Source organism: Holophaga foetida DSM 6591, from assembly GCF_000242615.2.
Lineage (GTDB): Bacteria > Acidobacteriota > Holophagae > Holophagales > Holophagaceae > Holophaga > Holophaga foetida.
In genome coordinates, this window is record NZ_KI912268.1 from 3422471 (window position 1) to 3440814 (window position 18344).

Sequence of the window (18344 nt, forward strand, 5' to 3'; positions counted from 1 at the left end):
TGGGTGCTGTGCGTCGATGGTGTGCGTTGGTGAGAAAGGTGTGAGGTGTGCAGAATTTTCCTTGAAAGAGTGGGTATGAGTCATGGATGCTGAGTGTTGAATTTCGCGGGTTGAACGGGGTTTCTTCCAACTTGTTTTTCATGGGTCGGTTGACATGGTTGCGATTATCAGCGGCAGTGATCTGGGGCTCAACACGGGGTCGGCATCGGCGCTGAACCGCTTTGGCGGGGGGGCGATCGGGAATTCGGCCCAGGGCCGGAACGGAGAGCGAGCCTACGTCAATATCGCAACGGGCAACTTGGTCCTGCAGGATGTGGACGGTGTGTTGGAGGGATTGGGGCTGGACGTGGCCAGTCTGCGGACCTACAACAGCCAGGGGGGGGCGAACTTCACGAATAACGACGGGTGGCTCAATGGCCAGTATAAGTCTGTCGTTAAGTTGGGGGATGGGAGCTACCAGCGGACGGATATCGATGGATCAACCACTGTTTATGTCTGGAATGCGGAACGGCAGCTTTACGTTGAGACCCTGAGCCCTGGGGGGGCGGCGGACACGATCCAGGTGAACGGGGACACGAGCCTGACCTGGACAAGCGGCGGTTCCGGCGCGACTGAGAGGTATCAGGGAAGTGGGTCGGGATTGATCCAGTCCTCCCAGGACAGCAGCGGCAACGTGCTGTCCTACACCTACACGGGCAACCTGCTGACGAGGGTGACGACCGCCGACGGGGAGTCGATCAACTACAGCTACAGCGGCAACAACCTGATGTCGGTGAGCACGACCCTCAAGTCGGGAACGGTGCTGAACCTGATCACCTACACCTATGACACCTCCAATCGGCTGAGTTCGGTCAGCGTGACCCTGAATCCCGAGGGACTGGACAAGGTGACCGCTGGCGAAACGCTGACGGCCTACACCACGTCTTATACCTACGATGGGACCAGTAATCGGGTGGCCAGCATCACCCAACCGGACGGGACCCACTTGGCGTTCACCTATGTACTGGCGGATGGGCAGTTCAAGATCGCGACGGTGACGGATGGGAACAACCAGGTTACGAGCTTCGCGTACAACACGACGACTAACACCACCACGGTGACGGACCCCCTGGGGGTGGCGGCGTCGTATCAGTACGACAGCAAGGACCAGCTGACCCAGGTCCGCACGGGGATCACTGCAGGGTACCCGACAGGGCAGACGCTGCTCACCTACAGCTACACCAGCACCCTGGGGGAAGTGGCCAGCATCACGGATGGCCTGGGGCGGGTGACCACCCTGAGCTACGACGAGAAGGGAAACCTGACGAAGCAGGTGGATGGGGCTGGCGACACGACGGAGTGGACGTACAACGGCGCCAACCAGGTCAAGACCGAGACCCGCTATGCGACGCCCGCCCAGGGGAGCACCGGTCCTAGCCAGGCCCAGACGACGCGCTACGTCTATGACGCCAGTAATGCGACGCTGCTGCGCTTTGGGGTGAGCCCCAATGGCCGCGTTACGGAGTATCGATACAACAGCCAGGGACTGCGGATCAGCACGATCCGGTATACGGCCGGGACCTATGACACGAGTGCCTTGGGGCTGGCGGAAGTGCCCACCGAAGGGCAGATGGAGACTTGGCAGGGTGCCCAGGACCTGACCCAGAGCCAGCGGACCGACTTCGCCTACGACTTCCGGGGCCAGTTGCAGAGCAGCACCAGCTGGGGGAGCACAGACAGCACGGGGGCCGGGGTGTCGGGGAAGGCCTCGACCACGCAGTACGTGTACAACCAGCGGGGTGAGCTGTTGCTGACCACGACGCCCGATGGGCTGGGGAGCAGCCACACGGTGTACGACGGCTTTGGGCGGGTGGTGTATTCGGAGGTCAAGGGGGGTGACCTGTCAACGGCGACGGTGACGCAGTATGACGATGCGAATGGCAAGACTACGGTGACGCTGGCCAATGGCCTGGTCAGCACCTCGACCTTCGATGGGGCGGGGCGGCTGGTCTCAGTGGCTCAGGCCGGAGGTGGATCGGCATTGGGCACCACGCAGTACGCCTATGATGCGGATGGCCGTCTGCTGATGACGACGGATCCTACGGGTCGTCGGAACTGGACGCTGTATGACATGGCGGGCCGTAAGCTCGCGGATATCGACAGCGCGGGGGGGCTGACGAAGTATGTCTACGATGGAGCCAGCCAGCTGGTCCAGACCATCCGGTATGTCAACGCGGTCAGCACCAGTGGACTGGTGGATGTGAATGGGAAGCCGACGACGGCCAATGGCGAGGCCACGCTGAGCGGCCTGGCCGTTACGCCGACGGCCCAGGATCAGAAGACCTGGAATTTCTACGATCAGGCGGGTCGGTTGACCTACCAGGTCGATGCCCTGGGGTATGTGACGCAGACGCAGTACGACGGGACCTCGCACGTGCTGGCGGTGACGCGGCTGGCGACGCCGATGGATCCGAACCAGCTGAGCCTGGGGGTGAGCCTGGAGCTGTCGAGCATGTATACGCGCCTGGATAGCGCAACCAGCCTGACGGTGGGGGCCTCGGCCCAGGCGGGCTCGATGGTGACGCTGACGGCTAGGGTTACGGGGCAGACGCCGAGTGGCGTGGTGGTGTTCTGCCGGGATGGGGTGGCGATTGGGAGCAGCACGTTGGTGGATGGGCAGGCGACCCTGAGCCTGAACAGCCTGCCCGTGGGGAACAACAACCTCACGGCCATGTATTTGGGAGATGGGCTGAACGCCCAGTCGACGTCCGCAGCGGGCGTACAGGTTGTCTCCCGGGCCACCAGCACCACGGTGCTGAGGACGACCAGCACATTGGGGGATAACAGCCAGACCTTGGTGGGAGCGGGCCTGACGCTGACGGCGCAGGTGAGTGGGGCGAACCCGACCGGGACGGTGACCTTCTACAATGGTGGGACAGCGCTGGGAACCGCGAATCTCGTAAACGGTTTGGCCAGCCTGGTGGTCAGCAGTCTGACGGCGGGAACGGCGAACCTGAGCGTGAAGTATGCCGGGGACACGAGCAACGCAGCCAGCACCTCGGCCGCAGTGAGCGAGACGGTGATGGCGGTCCCGACCACGACTACGACGACGCTGACGACGACGCTGCCCAGTAACGGAACAGCGGTCACGGTGGGGGCTTCGGTGACGCTGACGGCCACGATTGCGGGGGCAACGCCCAGCGGGATCGTGTCTTTCTATGCGGGAAGCCTGTTTCTGGGCAGTGCCCGGGTGTCAGGCGGCACGGCGGCCCTGGCGACCATGGCCATCCCTGGGGGGAGCCAGAGCCTCACGGCGTTGTATTCGGGGGATGGGGGGAACAGCTCCAGCCTGTCTGCGGTGAAGGCCCTGACGGTGACCCCCGCGACGGCCACGGTGACCCTGAGCAGCTCGTCGCCGACGAGCAGCTCGTCGTCGACGGGCACGGGCAGTTCGTCGCCGACGGCCCAGCAGGGGACCCCGGTGGTGCTGACGGCCAAGGTGACCGGGAGCACCGGCCGACTGCCCAGCGGGACGATGACGTTCTACAACGGGAGCACGGTCCTGGGTACGGCCAGTGTGGTGAACGGGATAGCCGCCCTGACGGTGAGCAATCTGCCGGTGGGTTCTGACAGCCTGAAGGCCGTCTATGGGGGAGACGCCAGCAATCTCACGTGCACCTCGGCGGTGGTGACGGAGACCATCACGGCCTCCCTGGCGTCCTCGGTGACCGCCCTGAGCGCCTCGACCTCGACCTACAGCGGGGGGGCGCTGACCCTGACGGCGACGGTGACCGGGAGCGGGACGCTGGGCGGTAAGGTCACGTTCCTGGATGGCAACACCATTCTCGGGAAGGTTGCCGTCACCAATGGTGTCGCAACTTTGAGTGATTTTATTCGATCCACTGGGAGTGCGACGATTCGGGCGACCTACTCAGGGGATGCGAGCAACACCACCAGCGTCTCTGGGGATATCGCGGTCAATTTCGTTGTTGCCAAGTCTGGCAACAACCCTGGGAAGACGAGTCCTCCAAAGCTTGCGGTGTCCAGCCCGATGGTTGGGGCTGGGTGTCCGATTGTCCTGACTGTAACGCGGCCCAATAGTGCGATGCCAAGTGGCACGGTTGTAATCTATGACGGGGCCACAGTACTGGGAAGTGTCATACCGGTGGGTAATGTTGCCTGTTTGACGCTAGACAGCTTGTCGGTAGGTTCGCACTCCCTGACGGCTCGGTATTCCGGGGATACCCTGCTCGGAAGTGATGCGTCCAACGCTGTTTCGGTTACTGTCTCGAGCGTGGCCACCAGCACGACGACCCTGACGGCCTCCACGCCCGACCTAGTGACAGGTGGGCTGCGCCTGGTAGCCCAGGTCGTGAGCACTTCTCCGGTCCCGCCCACGGGCACCGTGACCTTTTTCAATGGCAGCACGGTGCTGGGGACGGCGACCGTGACGGATGGCCTAGCGACCCTGCTCGTGGGGAGCCTCCCGGTGGGCACGGCCAGCCTGACGGCGTCCTATGGGGGAGACAGCCGATCGGCCATCAGTACCTCAACGGCGGTGAGCAAGACCATCGCAGCGCGGACGGATCTGACCTCGTTGACGGGCGCTACGATCGCCTGCAATGGCGCCCTGGGAGTGTTCGTCAACGTGTACGCTGGCGGCACCGTGACCTTCCTGACCGGCACCACGGTGCTGGGGGTGGCGAATGTGATTTACGGGGTGGCCACGCTCCAGGGCGTGAACCTGCCGCTGGGCAGCCTTCCGATCACGGCACTCTACTCGGGTGATGCGACGAACGCGGCGGGTTCCCTGTCCTTTACGACGTCCATCACCCCCGCGAGCACGACAACGACGCTGGCGGTGCAGCCTGCGAACAGCCTGGGGCAGGGCAAGCCCCTGGTGCTGATGGCGCAGGTGCTGGGTGCCAAGCCCAGCGGGACCGTGACCTTCTATGATGGGAGCACGGTGCTCGGGACAGGCACGCTGTCCGGGGGGATGGCGGCGCTGACGGTGAGCAATCTGGGGCCTGGCGCCCATAGCCTGAAGGCCGTGTACGCGGGAGATACGCGCAACACCACCAGCAGCTCCACGGTGATTGCCGAAGCGGTGGTGGGCGCGCCCGCAGGTGTGACGCTGTCCCGCTCCGCCAGCAGCGTGGCTCAGGGGGGGAGCCTGACGCTGACGGCGACGGTGACGGGCAATGCACCGAGCGGGGTCGTGACCTTCCTGGCGGGCACCAGCGTGCTGGGGACGGCGAGCGTGGTGAATGGGACGGCGACCCTGGTGGCCAGTGGGATCAATCTGCCCGTGGGGACGGCGAACCTGAGGGCGGTGTACGGGGGGGATGGCAGCAACGGGGGCGGCTTCTCGGCCACCTTGAGCGAAACGGTCACGGCCGGAGCGGCAGACAAGCTGCTGGTGAGCCGGTCTATGCAGGACCGGACGGTGACTTCGATCATCAACCAGGATGGCCTGCTGCGGGCGACGATCGATGGGGAAGGGTTTTTGACGGAGTACGGCTATGACGCGGCGGGGCGGCAGGTCCAGACCATCCGTCATGCCACCCGGGTCACCAACTTCGCGGATGCTGCGAGCGTCGCGGCCCAAGTGGCGACGGCTCGCGCCACGGATTCCCTGACGGGACTGGTGCCCACGAGCGGTGATGACATCAGCACCTTCACCTACTACGACGGCAAGGGGCAGGTCATCGCCCAGGTGGATGGGGAAGGGTACCTGACGGAGTACACCTACGATGCCGATGGCCAGCTGACTCAGACCACCCGTTATGCCACCAAGGCCAAGGGGCCGATCACCATAACTTCAAGCCTGTCCTCCCTTCGCCCGACGGCCAGTGCCGAGGACCACACAAACCTCCAGGCCTGGGATGCGCTGGGGCGGCTCAGCACGAGCACCAATGCGGAAGGGACGGTCACCAGCTACGTCTACGACAGCTTGGGGCGCGTGATCCGCACGACGACGGCCTTGGGGACGACGGACCAGAGGATCGGGCGGGTGAAGTATGACCTCCAGGGTCGGGTAGTGGCGGAGCTGAGCGGCGTCGGGGCCGCCATGATCGCTGCGGGGGGAGATGAGGCCAGCATCTGGAGCCAGTATCAGACGACCTATGCCTACGATGCGGCAGGACGCCGGATCAGTCAGACGGACGCTCTGGGGCACAAGACCGTCTTTCTGTATGACGATGCGGGGAGACTTCGCTACACCGTGGACGCTGCGGGGAGCGTGATGGAGCAGACCTACGATGCCCTGGGGCATGTGCTGACCACGACCCGGTATGCGACGGCCCTGACCGGGGGGAACTTGACCGGGTTGGTGGGCGGTCTGCTCTCGGACAGCGCCAATCAGAGCACAAAGAGTGCGCTGGATGTTGCCAAGGCCGCAGACGCCGTTCATAACGCCACGACCACGTATACCTACAACGCGGATGGGGAGCTGGAGAAGACCCAGCAGGACCTGACGGTGGGTGGGGACAAGCTGGGCGGCACGACGACGCGGGTCTACAACGCCTTCGGGGAGGTCGTGCAGACGACCCAGGTCTACACTCCCTTCGGGGAGGTCGCGCAGGCGACCCAGAGCCCGACCGGTAGTAGCAGCGTCACCAGCACCCAGCAGTTCGACCGGCGGGGCCTGGGGATCGAGACCCTGAGGGATACGGAGGGTTTCCGAGTGGAGACCCGGGCAGAGTATGACGCCTTCGGGCGTTTGGTGAAGAGCTGGGATGGTCTGAACCACCTGACCCAGAGCAGCTATGACAAGCTGGGCCGCGTGGTGACGGTGACGGATGCCCTGACTAAGGTGCAGAGGACAAGCTACGACGCCTTCAGCCGGACGCTGAGCCAGGTGGATCGCAACGGGAATACCACGTCCTACAGATACAACACGGCCAATCGCACGATGACGACGACCCTGGCGGATGGCAGCCAGGTCGTGACGACGCACACGCGGCAGGGGCTGACGCTGAGCGTGAGGGATGGCCGTCAGAATACGACGAGCTACACCTACAACGAGGATGGGCAGCTGCTGACGGTGACCGGGCCTTTGGGCAAGACGCTCGAGAACGCCTACGATGTGGCCGGTCGCCTGGACTGGAGCAAGGACGCCAAGGGCATTCAGACGAAGTATGAGTATGACGCCGTCAACCGGGTACTGACCCGGACACTGGACGCCGAGGGGCTGAACCTCACGACCAGCTACGCTTACGATGCCAAGGGTCAACAGATCACGGTGACCGACCCGACGGGCATGGTCACCAAGTTGGACTACGACCTGAAGGGCGAGGTCGTGACCCAGACGGTGGACGATGGGGGGCTGAAGCTGGTGACCAGCTTCACCTACGACCAGACGGGACATACGCTGACGGTGGTGGACGGCGGGGTGACGACCCAGTATCGGTACGACAGCCTGGGGCGGCGCACGCAGAGCATCGTAGACCCGACCGGCAAGAACCTCGTCACCAAGTACACCTATGATGCCAATGGGAATGTGTCCTCGGTGGAGGATCCGGACCACCGGATGACGTACTACGTTTACAACGAGGACAACCGCCTGAGCTGGACGGTGGACGGGGTCGGAGGAGTGACGTACCACGATTACGATGCCAACGGCAATGAGACCGACCGGATCTCCTATGCCAACACGATCAACGTGGCAAGCTGGACGAAGGGGACCCCACCGACGGTGGCGCCGGACACGGCCCACGATGTGCAGGTTCGGACGGTTTACGACAAGCAGAATCGGGTGCGGTATACGCTGAGCAGCACGGGGGATGGCACCCAGGTGTCCGTGGTGGAACACACCTACGACGCCAATGGGAACGAGACCTCCCGCACGGCCTACGCAGGGACAATCCCCACCAGCACGGCGGCGACGGTGTCGGCGGTGCAGACTGCGCTCAACGGCCGCACGGCAGCAAGCACGCCCGATGCGACGATCCGGCGGGTCTTTGATGAGGCCAACCGACTGATCTGGAGCGTGGACGGGACGGGCGCGGTGACGCGGCAGTTCTTTGACGCCAACGGAAACCTGACCAAGCAGATCGCCTATGCGAACCGGATCAGCGCGGGGGCGGATCCTACGACGGTGACGGCCAGCGCCCTGGACCGGGTGAACCTGATGGTCTACGACGCGGCCGGGCGACGGACCTACACGGTGGATGCCCTGGGAGGGGTGACGCAGGCGGTCTACAACAAAGCTGGACGGGTGGTGCAGACCATCGCCTTCGCCCAACGGGTGGCGGTGCCCACGGTCGGCACGGACCCGGCGTCCTTTACGCCACCCTCCGTATCGAACAATCCAGCCAACTATGCCTTGACGGACCGTGTGACCCGTTTCGTCTATGACACGGCAGGGCGTTTGACCTACACCCTGGATGCGATGGGGGCGTTGAGCGCCACGAGTTACGACGCAAGTGGGCGGGTGGTGGCCCAGACGGCTTTTGCGAACCTGGCAAGCACGGCCCTACCCTCGGGAACGACGATCAGCAGTCTGGCGGTGAACGGCAACACCTATACCGCCATGAATGGCAGCACCGCGCTTTGCACCTGGACGGCGGATGCGGTCAACGACCGCACGACCCGCTACGCCTACGATTCCGCAGGAGGTCGGATTGCCACGATCGACGCCCTGGGCTTTGTGACGGGGATGACCTACGATGGGGCTGGACGTGTGGTGAGCACGACGCTCTATCACCAGCCGGTGACGGGTTCGACGACGACGCCCGTGGCCACCCCAGGGTTGGACCGAACAACGACCTTCAGCTATGACGCTGCGGGCCGCCTGTCCTCAAGCACGGATGCTTTGGGGCAGACGGAGAGTTACACCTACGACGGCGTGGGCAACAAGGTCACCTTTACCAACAAGAAGCAGGCCACCTGGGACTACGTCTATGACGCGGCGGGCCGGTTGATCCAGGAGATCGACCCTGCCGTTTCGGTGACGACGATCAGTGCGGACGCCAATGGGAACCTCACGCCCACTCCAACGCCTGGCGTGAGACTGGTGACCCAGCTCAGCTACGATGGTCTGGGGAATCTGCTGAGCCGAACAGAAGCGGCGGGCACCCCCAGCGCCCGGACCACCTCGTACCAGTACGACGCCCTGGGCCACCAGGTGAAGGTGATCTACCCGGCGGTTGGGGTGTACAACACCAGCGACCTCGCAAACCTGACGACGGATGGCTCCGGGGCCAGCGCCCGCACGGAGACGCCCAACGTGGAGCTGAGCACGACCACGGTGTATGACAGCTTCGGGGATGCAATCGCCAACGTAGATGTGGGGAACAATATTTCCTACAAGGCCTACGATGCTCTGGGGCACGTGCGCTATGACATCGATGCCATGGGCTATGTGACGGGGTATGAGCGGAACACCTTTGGTGAGGTGACAGCCCTGACGCGCTATAGCGCAGCGCCCACAACCCTCAATGCCAGCCTGGCAGCGATCCCGACTGAAACCCAGGTTCGCACGGCCATCGGTGCCGGGAGCCTCACGGGCCGGACGATCCAGACCGATTACGATGCGTTGGGCCGGGCGGTCCAGGTGACGCCGCCGAGCGCCTATGTGAATGATGGAACGGATGACTCGCAGGCCTACACGACCGGTGCGGTGACGCGGACGCGCTACAACGCCTTCGGGGAAGTGTTCCAGAGCAAGGTGCTGGCCAAGGGGCCCAACGGCCCCGATGGAACGGGGGCCGTCTGGGCGGTGACGACCAGCTACCACAACGCAGTGGGGCAACAGATCGCGACGGTGGACGCCCTGGGCTACGTAACGACCTACGCCTATGACGAGGCTGGGAATCTCCAAGTCCAGGTGGAGTACGCCACAGCCCTCCCGGAGGCGACGCCGCTATCGGGATGGAACTGGAGCGCCGCCCCCGCCAAGGCCAGTGACCTTGCCATCGCTCATGATTCCAAGGACCGCACGACCACGTTCACCTACGACCTTCTGAACCAGAAGCTGACGCAGACGCAGAAGGGGGTCACGGTCTGCTCGGGCGTGACGCTGGATGAGGATGGGAAACCGACAGATGTCGCCAGCAGCGTGCAGGATGTGACGACGAGCTACGGCTACGATGTGCTGGGGAACCAGACCTCGACGACGGACGCCCTGGGGAACACGACTTATAGCTTCTTTGATGTCCTGGGACGGACCGTGGCGGTGCTGGCGCCAAGCCGGACGGATGCGATTGATGGCAGCGCTCTGACACCCCTGACGGAGTTCAAGCTGGACGCCTTCGGGAAGGTGGTGGTGAAGACCGAGTACGAGTACGGCGGGAGAGCGGTAACGGACGACAATGGAAAGGTGGTCGATTACCAGGCGCTGAGCACGGCTCCCGGCAAGCTGAGCGCTGGGCAGACCCTGACGGTGGCCAGCACCAGCGTGAAGTCGGCAGACGGGCATTACGAGCTGAAGCTGGGCGCTGACGGGAGCCTAGCGCTCCTGGAGTGCTCAAGCGGCCATGTGGAGTGGACTGCCAAGACCGCCGGAAGTGGCAACGTGGCCGGGGTCCAGATCACCGGTGCGGATCGATTCTGCGTGCAGACGGATGGGAATCTGGTGCTCTACAAGGGGACAACGGCGCTTTGGACCTCTGGAACCGCGGGCAAGGGCGGCACGACGCTGACGGTGCAGAAGGACGGGAATCTCGTCTTTACGGACGCCAATTCCAAGGTGATCTGGAGCTCCGACAACGGCGTGGCATCCGTGGGGTGGGCTTACGAAGGTATCACCGGCTATCTGGCGGCGGTGCAGGCTCCGAATACGGTGCCTCTCTACCGACTCTCATACGGAGCGCAGACGACGTATACCTCCTCCGACACGGAGAGGGACAGCCTGATCAGCGCTGGATGGACCAATTGGCAGCCTCAGGGCTATTTGGAATGCACCGCGTCGACGAGCAATGTGGCGCTGTACAAGTTGACCAAGACGATCAACGGTACCTTGGGGACGCTCCTGACAACAGACCAAGGGGAGATCAGTTCCGCGGTGGCGGCGGGCTGGGTGAATAAGGGATCCATCGGGTATATCCGGACCCAGGCAGCCCAGGGAATCCGCCCCTTGTTCCGGATATTCAATGGCACCACCTCGTGCCACCTGTATACCCATTCCCAGCCAGAGGCATTTTCCGCCTCTCATTACGCCGCCCTGGACCCATCTCAGGATCGTGTGACCCTGACCCAATACGACAGCCATGGGAACGCCATCGAGACGGTGAACGCCGAGGGGGTGAAGCAGTTCTCGTCCTATGACAAGGCAGGCCACCTCGCCAAGACTTGGCAGAACGTATCAGGAAACACCTATTACACGGCTTTCGAGTATGACGCCCTGGGGTGCCAGGTCGGGATCCTGACGCCGGGGACAACCAGCGTCTCCAACGGTACGGCCATCGTGGCGCAGGCGGCCAGCACCATCAAGACCGAGCTGAAATACAACGCCTTCGGCGAGGTGGTGGGCAGGGGCAGCTACACCTATGGCCAGCGTCCTACCGACGACACCGACGCCCTGGACGAGTACTTCGAGTATGACCCGGCGGGCCACCTCTGGCGGACCAACCAGGAGGATGGAACGGTCAAGGTGCTCCTCTACGACCTCCAGGGTCGCCAGACGGTGCAGATCACGAGCAACGGGAGTGCGGGGAGCAACTTCCCAGGGAGCGTCGGCCTTGACCTGAAGCAGGCCGTCACCTCGGCCCAGGGCGCGGATCAGCTGGGGTCCATCGGCCTGCGCCGCACGGTGAGCCAGCTGGACCTCCTGGGGAGGGCGCTCTGCCAGATGCTGCCCACCCGGAAGGACAATGGCACCACCCCCAAGGACATCACGCCCCAGGTGGACCAGACCTTCGATCGATGGGGGAATGTCCTGACCCAGACGGTGCCCTATGTGTCTGGGCAGGCCTCAGTGGCAACGACCACCTTCGAATACGCTCACAACAACCAGGTGATCAAGCAGATCCAGCCGCCGCAGACCGTGGAGACCGTGCGGACCTTGGAAAAGATGGTGATCGGCTCCTCGTCCGGGGGCACGACCACGGTCCAAGTGAAGGTTGCGGAGGTCGTGAACCCCACAACCCAGATCTACTACAACGCCCTGGGTCAGCAGGTGGCGGTGAAGGATGCCAACGGGCATATCAACGGGCAGACCTGGGACGGGGCCGGTCAGCTCGCCACGGAGATCCACGCCGACGGCGGGGTGATCCGCCACGCCTACAATGCCTTCGGGGACCAGACCCAGATCACCGATGCCGAAGGGAACATCACGCATTACCAATACGATCGGTTGGGCGAAAACACCGCGATCCTCCATCCGAACATGACTGTGGCCAGTGCTGATGTCAGTAATGCCGTCACCACCGTGGTCCGGGATGTGCGAACCACGTCCGTTTACGACGAGTTGGGGCGGAAGGTGCTGGAGGACGATGAATCCGGCGGACCGACCCGCTATATCTTTGATCTGCGGGGGAACCAGATTGCTCGAATCAATGCGGACAATAGTGTCAGCCGCACGGCGTACGACCTTCAGGGTAAGCAGACCGCGGCCCAGGACGCCAATGAGAAGCTCCAGACCTGGGGCTACGATGATTTCGGCCAGCTGACGGCCCATATGGACCTGAGCGGGAAGACCTTCGGATTCACCTACGACAAGGCCAACCAGCTGGTTCATCAGACCAACACCTACGGCCAGGATCTGAGCTACGCCTACGATGCGGCGGGGCAGTTGACCCAGATCTCGGATGTGGACCCCTACTCCGGGAATACGGTCACGACCTATGCCTACAATGCCAGGGGGCAGCGGACCCTGGAGCGGGTGGAGAAGAACGATGGCTGGGCCAGCATGGACAAGCTCTGGTATGCCGATGTGAACGGCGATGGGAAGGTGGACCAGATCGGCCGGGACAAGAGCGGACGGATCCATGTGAACCTGAGCGGGGGCAGTGGCAATTGGATCAGCTCCGGGGCGATCGGCGAGGACACGGGCCGGATGCTGTTCGGGGATGTGAATGGCGATGGGAAGGCAGACTTGGTCTACACGACCCGTGGTGGAGTGGTTCACACGGCCCTGAGCGATGGGACTGGGTTTGGGAACACCTGGGCAAGCGATGCTGGCCTGGTGGATGATGCCTCTGGGATCCGCCTGGCTGACATCAATGGTGATGGCAAGTCGGACCTGACGGCCATCAAGGATGGGTGTGTTACCACCTTCATCAGCGATGGCATCCATTACGCTAAGACCTGGACCAGTGCTAAAAATATAAACCTATACTCCGAGATGACTACGTTCGCAGACGTCAATGGGGATGGGCGGGATGATGCTATTGGTGCCTACTATTATACCGGTTATGGTTATAGTGGTTATATGCTTACCCTTGGCCTGGGGTATGCCAATGGTTCCATTGGGAGTAGCTGTTTTTTTGCTGGCGGTGGCCTTGCATTCCAGGTGGGGGACGTTAATGGCGACGGGAGGGTTGATATCGTCTCGAAATGGGCAAGCGGGAAAGTCTCGCTTGCTTTAAACAATGCGGATGGTATTTCCACCACGGTGACCTGGACCAGCGCCACCAGCTACATCGCCACCGATGCCACGATCCGCCTAGCTGACGTCAACGGCGACGGCAAGTCCGATCTGCTGTGCCAGAACACGGATGGCACCCTCAAGGTGGCCTTCAGCACGGGCAGCGGCTTTGGGGCCTTCACCTGGAGCAGTGCGGCTGGCCTGGGGGACTACACCCTGGCGGATGTCAATGGCGACGGGAAGGCCGACCTCATCACCCGCCCCAGCGGCGGTGCAGCGCAGGTGGCCCTGGCCACGGGAACCGGGTTCGGAACGGCGACCAGCACCTGGTTCACGGATGGCGCGGCGACCCCCTACCAGGACCAGGAGCTGTCGTACGACAGCCTGGGCAGGTTGGTCAGCGTGGTGAGCAAGCTCGACGCCCTGACGATCCAGTACAGCTATGACCTGGTGGGCAATCGGATGTCCACCACGGCGGATTTCACCTACAACGGCACCCAGCAGCACCAGAAGCTCTACTTCGCCTACGACGAGATGAATCGCCAGATCCTGGCGGATGGCGCAAAGAACAACGATGCGGACGACATCGCCAACATCACTGCCTCTCAGGGTCACATCCTGGAGTATGACAAGAACGGCAACCGGACCAGCGATACCTACTGGGGCAAGCTGGTCTCCAAGACCGTGGCTAATGGGACTTGGGTTTACGGTGGGCGAGGGGGCACCTATTCCACTACCTCGCAACAGGATGGCCAAGGGGTGACGTCCCGGCAATATCACTACGACGGGATGGGACGCCTGTCAACGGTGACGGTGGATAAGGCGACGATCACCACCACCACAACGTCCGTGAATGGAGTCACCACCACCACGACGGCAATCACCCACCAGGACATGATCCTGGACACCCGCAAATACGATGGCGTTTCCAGGCTCGTCGTAAGCGGCCCCAACGGCGGCTTGGATAACGATTACGTCAAGGCGCTGACGGATAGCAACAGCGACCTGAGTGGAGCCTCCACCACGACGTATCGGTACGATGTGGCCGGAAGGCTCCTGTCCCAGCATGTCCACAACGAGGCCGACGATAGCAGTTACGACATTGCCTACAAGACCTACGATGCCGCTGGCAACCTGCTCTCCTATACGCTGACGCAGAAGGGCCTGACCACGACACAGACCACGACTCTGAGCGCCTTCGAGGCCTACAAGGAGAGCAGCGTTTACAAGAAGATCGTCGGGAGTACGACGGTGCAGGGGACCATGTATGACGTCTACGACGCCAACGGGTTCCAGATCGGGGTGACCAACCTCTCCAGCACGGCGAGCGCCGGGCGTGACGCCGTGGCGACCACCAAGACCCTTTCCGCCGACAGCCGATCCTTTGTGAATGACGCCAACGGGCACGTCCTGGCCAAATACCAGGGTGGCCGCGTTCTTCGGCAGGTGGTGGCGAACGGGGAAGTGATCGGGATCTACGGGACCGGGGCGGACCTCAACGACACGGATGCCAAGCCTGGGGATGCGCCGACCTTTATCAACCAGGCGAACTTCGACCTGGGCTTTACGCCCGTGACCAACTCCTATCCGGCGGCCTCCACGGGCAGCTACCCCGTCCGCAGCGGGGAAAGCCTGGAGAGCATCGCCCTGAACGCCTACGGGGACGCCTCCCTCTGGTATCTGATTGCCGAGGCCAATGGTCTGTTGAGCAATCAGGACCTGAGGGTGGGCCAGGTGCTGACCATCCCCACCAAGGTGGGCAGCACCCACAACACCTCCGCCACGCAGAACCTCTACAACCCAGCCAAGATCGTCGGCAGCACCGCCCCCAACCTAGCCACACCCAAGCCCAAGGTCGATAGCGGCGGCGGTGGAGGTTGCGGCGGGATCGGGATGATCATCGTGATCATCGTAGTGATCGTGGCCTCGATTTTTACTGCGGGTGCGGCGGCGGTGGCTCTCGGGGCTGTCTCCAGTGGGACAGGGATTATGGCCGCTGGGGCTGCTGCGATGGTAGGGGGAGGGGGGCTGATGGGGATCGGCGCCGCTGTTGCGTGTTCTGCCATTGGCGCTGCTGTTGGCTCTGTCATCGGTCAGGGTGTGGGCATGGCACTAGGTGTCCAGGACAAGTTCAGCTGGAGTCAGGTTGGCATGAGTGCTCTGAGTGCCGCCGTTTCTGCCGGGGTAGGTGGAGCTTTGGGGGCAGGTGCCCAGGCAACCCAGGTTGGTCAAAAGGCTGGGCAAGCCGCCGAATATTGGACCCAGGTTGCTTCCGCGGCAGGGCGGGCCGCGGTTGCCAATACGGCCACCCAGGGCATTGCGGTAGCCTGTGGTATGCAGGATCACTTCAGTTGGACCAGCGTGGCAGCTTCGGCCGTAGGGGCCGGGGTGGGGTCTGCTGTCGGTCAAAGCCTGAATGGTATCAAGTTCACGGGCGATGGATTCACGGATGGTGTCATCAAGGGAACCGCCCGGGGCTTCGCAGCTGGGGCTTCGACCTCCCTGCTCAGGGGAGGCAAGATCGCCGTGGTTCAGGTGGCCAGTGATGCGTTTGGCAATGCGCTGGGGGAGAGTATCAAGGATGAGATGCTGGTGAGTGCTTCGGCCCAAACCACCCCTGTGAAGACCAGTACCGGGTTTGGACGCACCGTAAGCGTGGGCTCGACGAGCTGGACGGACTACGGCATTGATTTCTCAGGTCCGGCACGGACCTTTGCGCCTCCCCTGACGGACACGAGCACAGCCAATGCGATGGCGGTGGATGGAGACCTCGGATCGTCCTCGCCCGTGACAGGGCTTTTCAAAAGTCCTTTGTCAGACGCGAATTTCGGGGCTTTTGACCAAGGAGGGCGCTGGGTTACTGCTTCCTCAAAAGGCTTGTCGGGCATGACCGGTGGGAACATGACCGAGATGGGGTATCTCAGGGCTACCTATGGGCTAAACTCGGACAACTTGCCGAATGATGGTCGACGCTACTTCATTCCAGATAATCTTCAGCCGAATCGCCAATACACGGCACTTGCCCAAGATGCTTTGGATACCAGCAATTCAATAGCAGTGGCCAAGGCTGAAGCTGCCCAATCCGCTGCCGGGGCTCAATCGATCCTCTTCTCTAAGCAGCCTTCAGAGGACGAGATCAAGAGCCTCATTAATGGCACGTTCGGTGGTCCATTCGATTCAAGCAACTCAACTGCGGATTCGATGCTGAGGACTGCAGTTGAAAACTACAATCGGAAATATAGCTCCGATGGTTCTCCGCAACTGAGTGCGGTCACACCAGATGATGTGCGCCAGGATGCTATCTATGACGCAAAGCAGAGTGAGAATGCTCGGCGCTTCTCAGGTTGGTTTGGCCTTTGGTATCAGGCTCCTGCGATGCTCTCAGGTGTTCTCGCTACCCCTGTGTCCTATGGTGGGATTGCGCCGGAAATGGTGAATGGTGCACCGCTGAGTTCACCGAGTAGCGTTTTGAGTGGAGGGTATGGCTCACCTGCGGTGTCGAGTTACACATACAACACATCTGTTGGGACTTGGGGGCCGAGTATTTCTGGGCAATCCTCGGCCGCAACAACCTCTGGTCTGAGTTGGTCTTTTGGCAGCTCCCAAGTGTCCACGCTTAATGATGGTGCACTCGGTTTGCGGTATGGCAACTGGCTTTCTCGGGACCTTTCTGCGCAAGAATTTGTTTACAGACTTGTAAAGTCATCTGATTTGAGATTCTACGAAGCCGCCAATTCAATATCTGGTCGTGGCGGTAGTCCAACGTATTTCTCACTAGACACTGCTGATTCTATTGTGGAGCATATGTCAGGTGCTCAAATGAAACCTGGTGAGTATGACACCCTGCTGCGAATTCCAACCTCGGAGTTGGTCAATCCTAGTGTTCCGCGCCCGTTTGGTTATGCCCCACCGACAAGCCGCCCAATTTATGGGTGGGAATATTATACCAATGCATATCCAAATTATGGATCTGGGGGTTTTAGGCAATTTGAAGCTACAACAAAAAGCTTTTCTCCATCCTGGGTTGTCCAGAAGTAATCAGGGGTTATAACATGAATGAAAAAGTTGTTGCTGGTCAGTTTGAATCCGAGATGGCGCACTTGATAGCTGCAAACCTGGCTAGTGGCGCAGTGCTTGATGTGGATTTAGTGAGAATTTTATACGCGAAGGTTGTAGCAGTTCTATTGCTTTCCGCAAGTCCAGCAGATGAACTCCATGTTGAAGATATATTTAGCGTACTGTCTAAAAACGAAGCCAACTTAAGATCCTTGGAAGTAGAATTGATGGAAAAAGTTATTTTTGATTTGATATACATGCATTGAGCTTCCCGATTATCCACATGCCTCCGAAACCAGGAGGCGGACAGGGTGAGGCGGGGTATTTGTGACTGCCCCAAACAGTGCAAAGGCTTTGCAGCCGGGCTCTTTGAGTAGCAAAGAAGTTCGAGACTGGTACGTTGAAAACGTCACCGATATTGGAAATCGACTCAATCCAAATGCTTCCCTAAGAGAACAAGCACTCGAAGCATTTCAGATGAGGTAGCCGTTCAGCCCCCTCCGCATGGAGGGGGTTTCTGATTCCACGGGGACCGCATCAGGCTGTGAAATCCGGTGCGGCGATTCCGACGAGGCTGGCCTTCATGGCCTGAGTCAGCCACTCCAGCAGGTCCACGCCGCGCTTCCGGGCCGTGCCTGCCAGGGTCAGCATGCGCTCCACAAAGCGGGCGCCATGCTCGCTCTCCACCCCCAGGCTCACCTTCCGCCACAGCACCGCCTTGCGGATCGCCCTCTCGGCTTCATTGTTGGTCGGCACCACCCCTTCATGGCTCAGGTAGGTC

At 61.8% G+C, this 18344-nt stretch carries 3 protein-coding genes; 2 read left to right on the top strand and 1 reads right to left on the bottom strand.

Annotation, left to right across the window (positions count from 1 at the left end; translation table 11 throughout):
• Positions 1–154 precede the first annotated feature (154 nt).
• Both HOLFODRAFT_RS0215450 and HOLFODRAFT_RS24650 read left to right on the top strand, forming a co-directional pair.
• Complete coding sequence (locus HOLFODRAFT_RS0215450; RefSeq protein ID WP_005034730.1) at positions 155–17545, top strand: Ig-like domain repeat protein; 17391 nt, start codon at positions 155–157, stop codon at positions 17543–17545.
• A 14-nt stretch (positions 17546–17559) separates the two neighbouring features.
• Positions 17560–17829 (top strand): hypothetical protein, encoded by a 270-nt coding sequence (locus HOLFODRAFT_RS24650; RefSeq protein WP_148300474.1) that lies wholly within the window; start codon positions 17560–17562, stop codon positions 17827–17829.
• 271 nt (positions 17830–18100) lie between these two features.
• Here HOLFODRAFT_RS24650 and HOLFODRAFT_RS21700 read toward each other — a convergent pair.
• Positions 18101–18344: IS66 family transposase (locus HOLFODRAFT_RS21700; RefSeq protein WP_043485834.1), on the bottom strand; the 244-nt coding region annotated here is incomplete at its 5' end.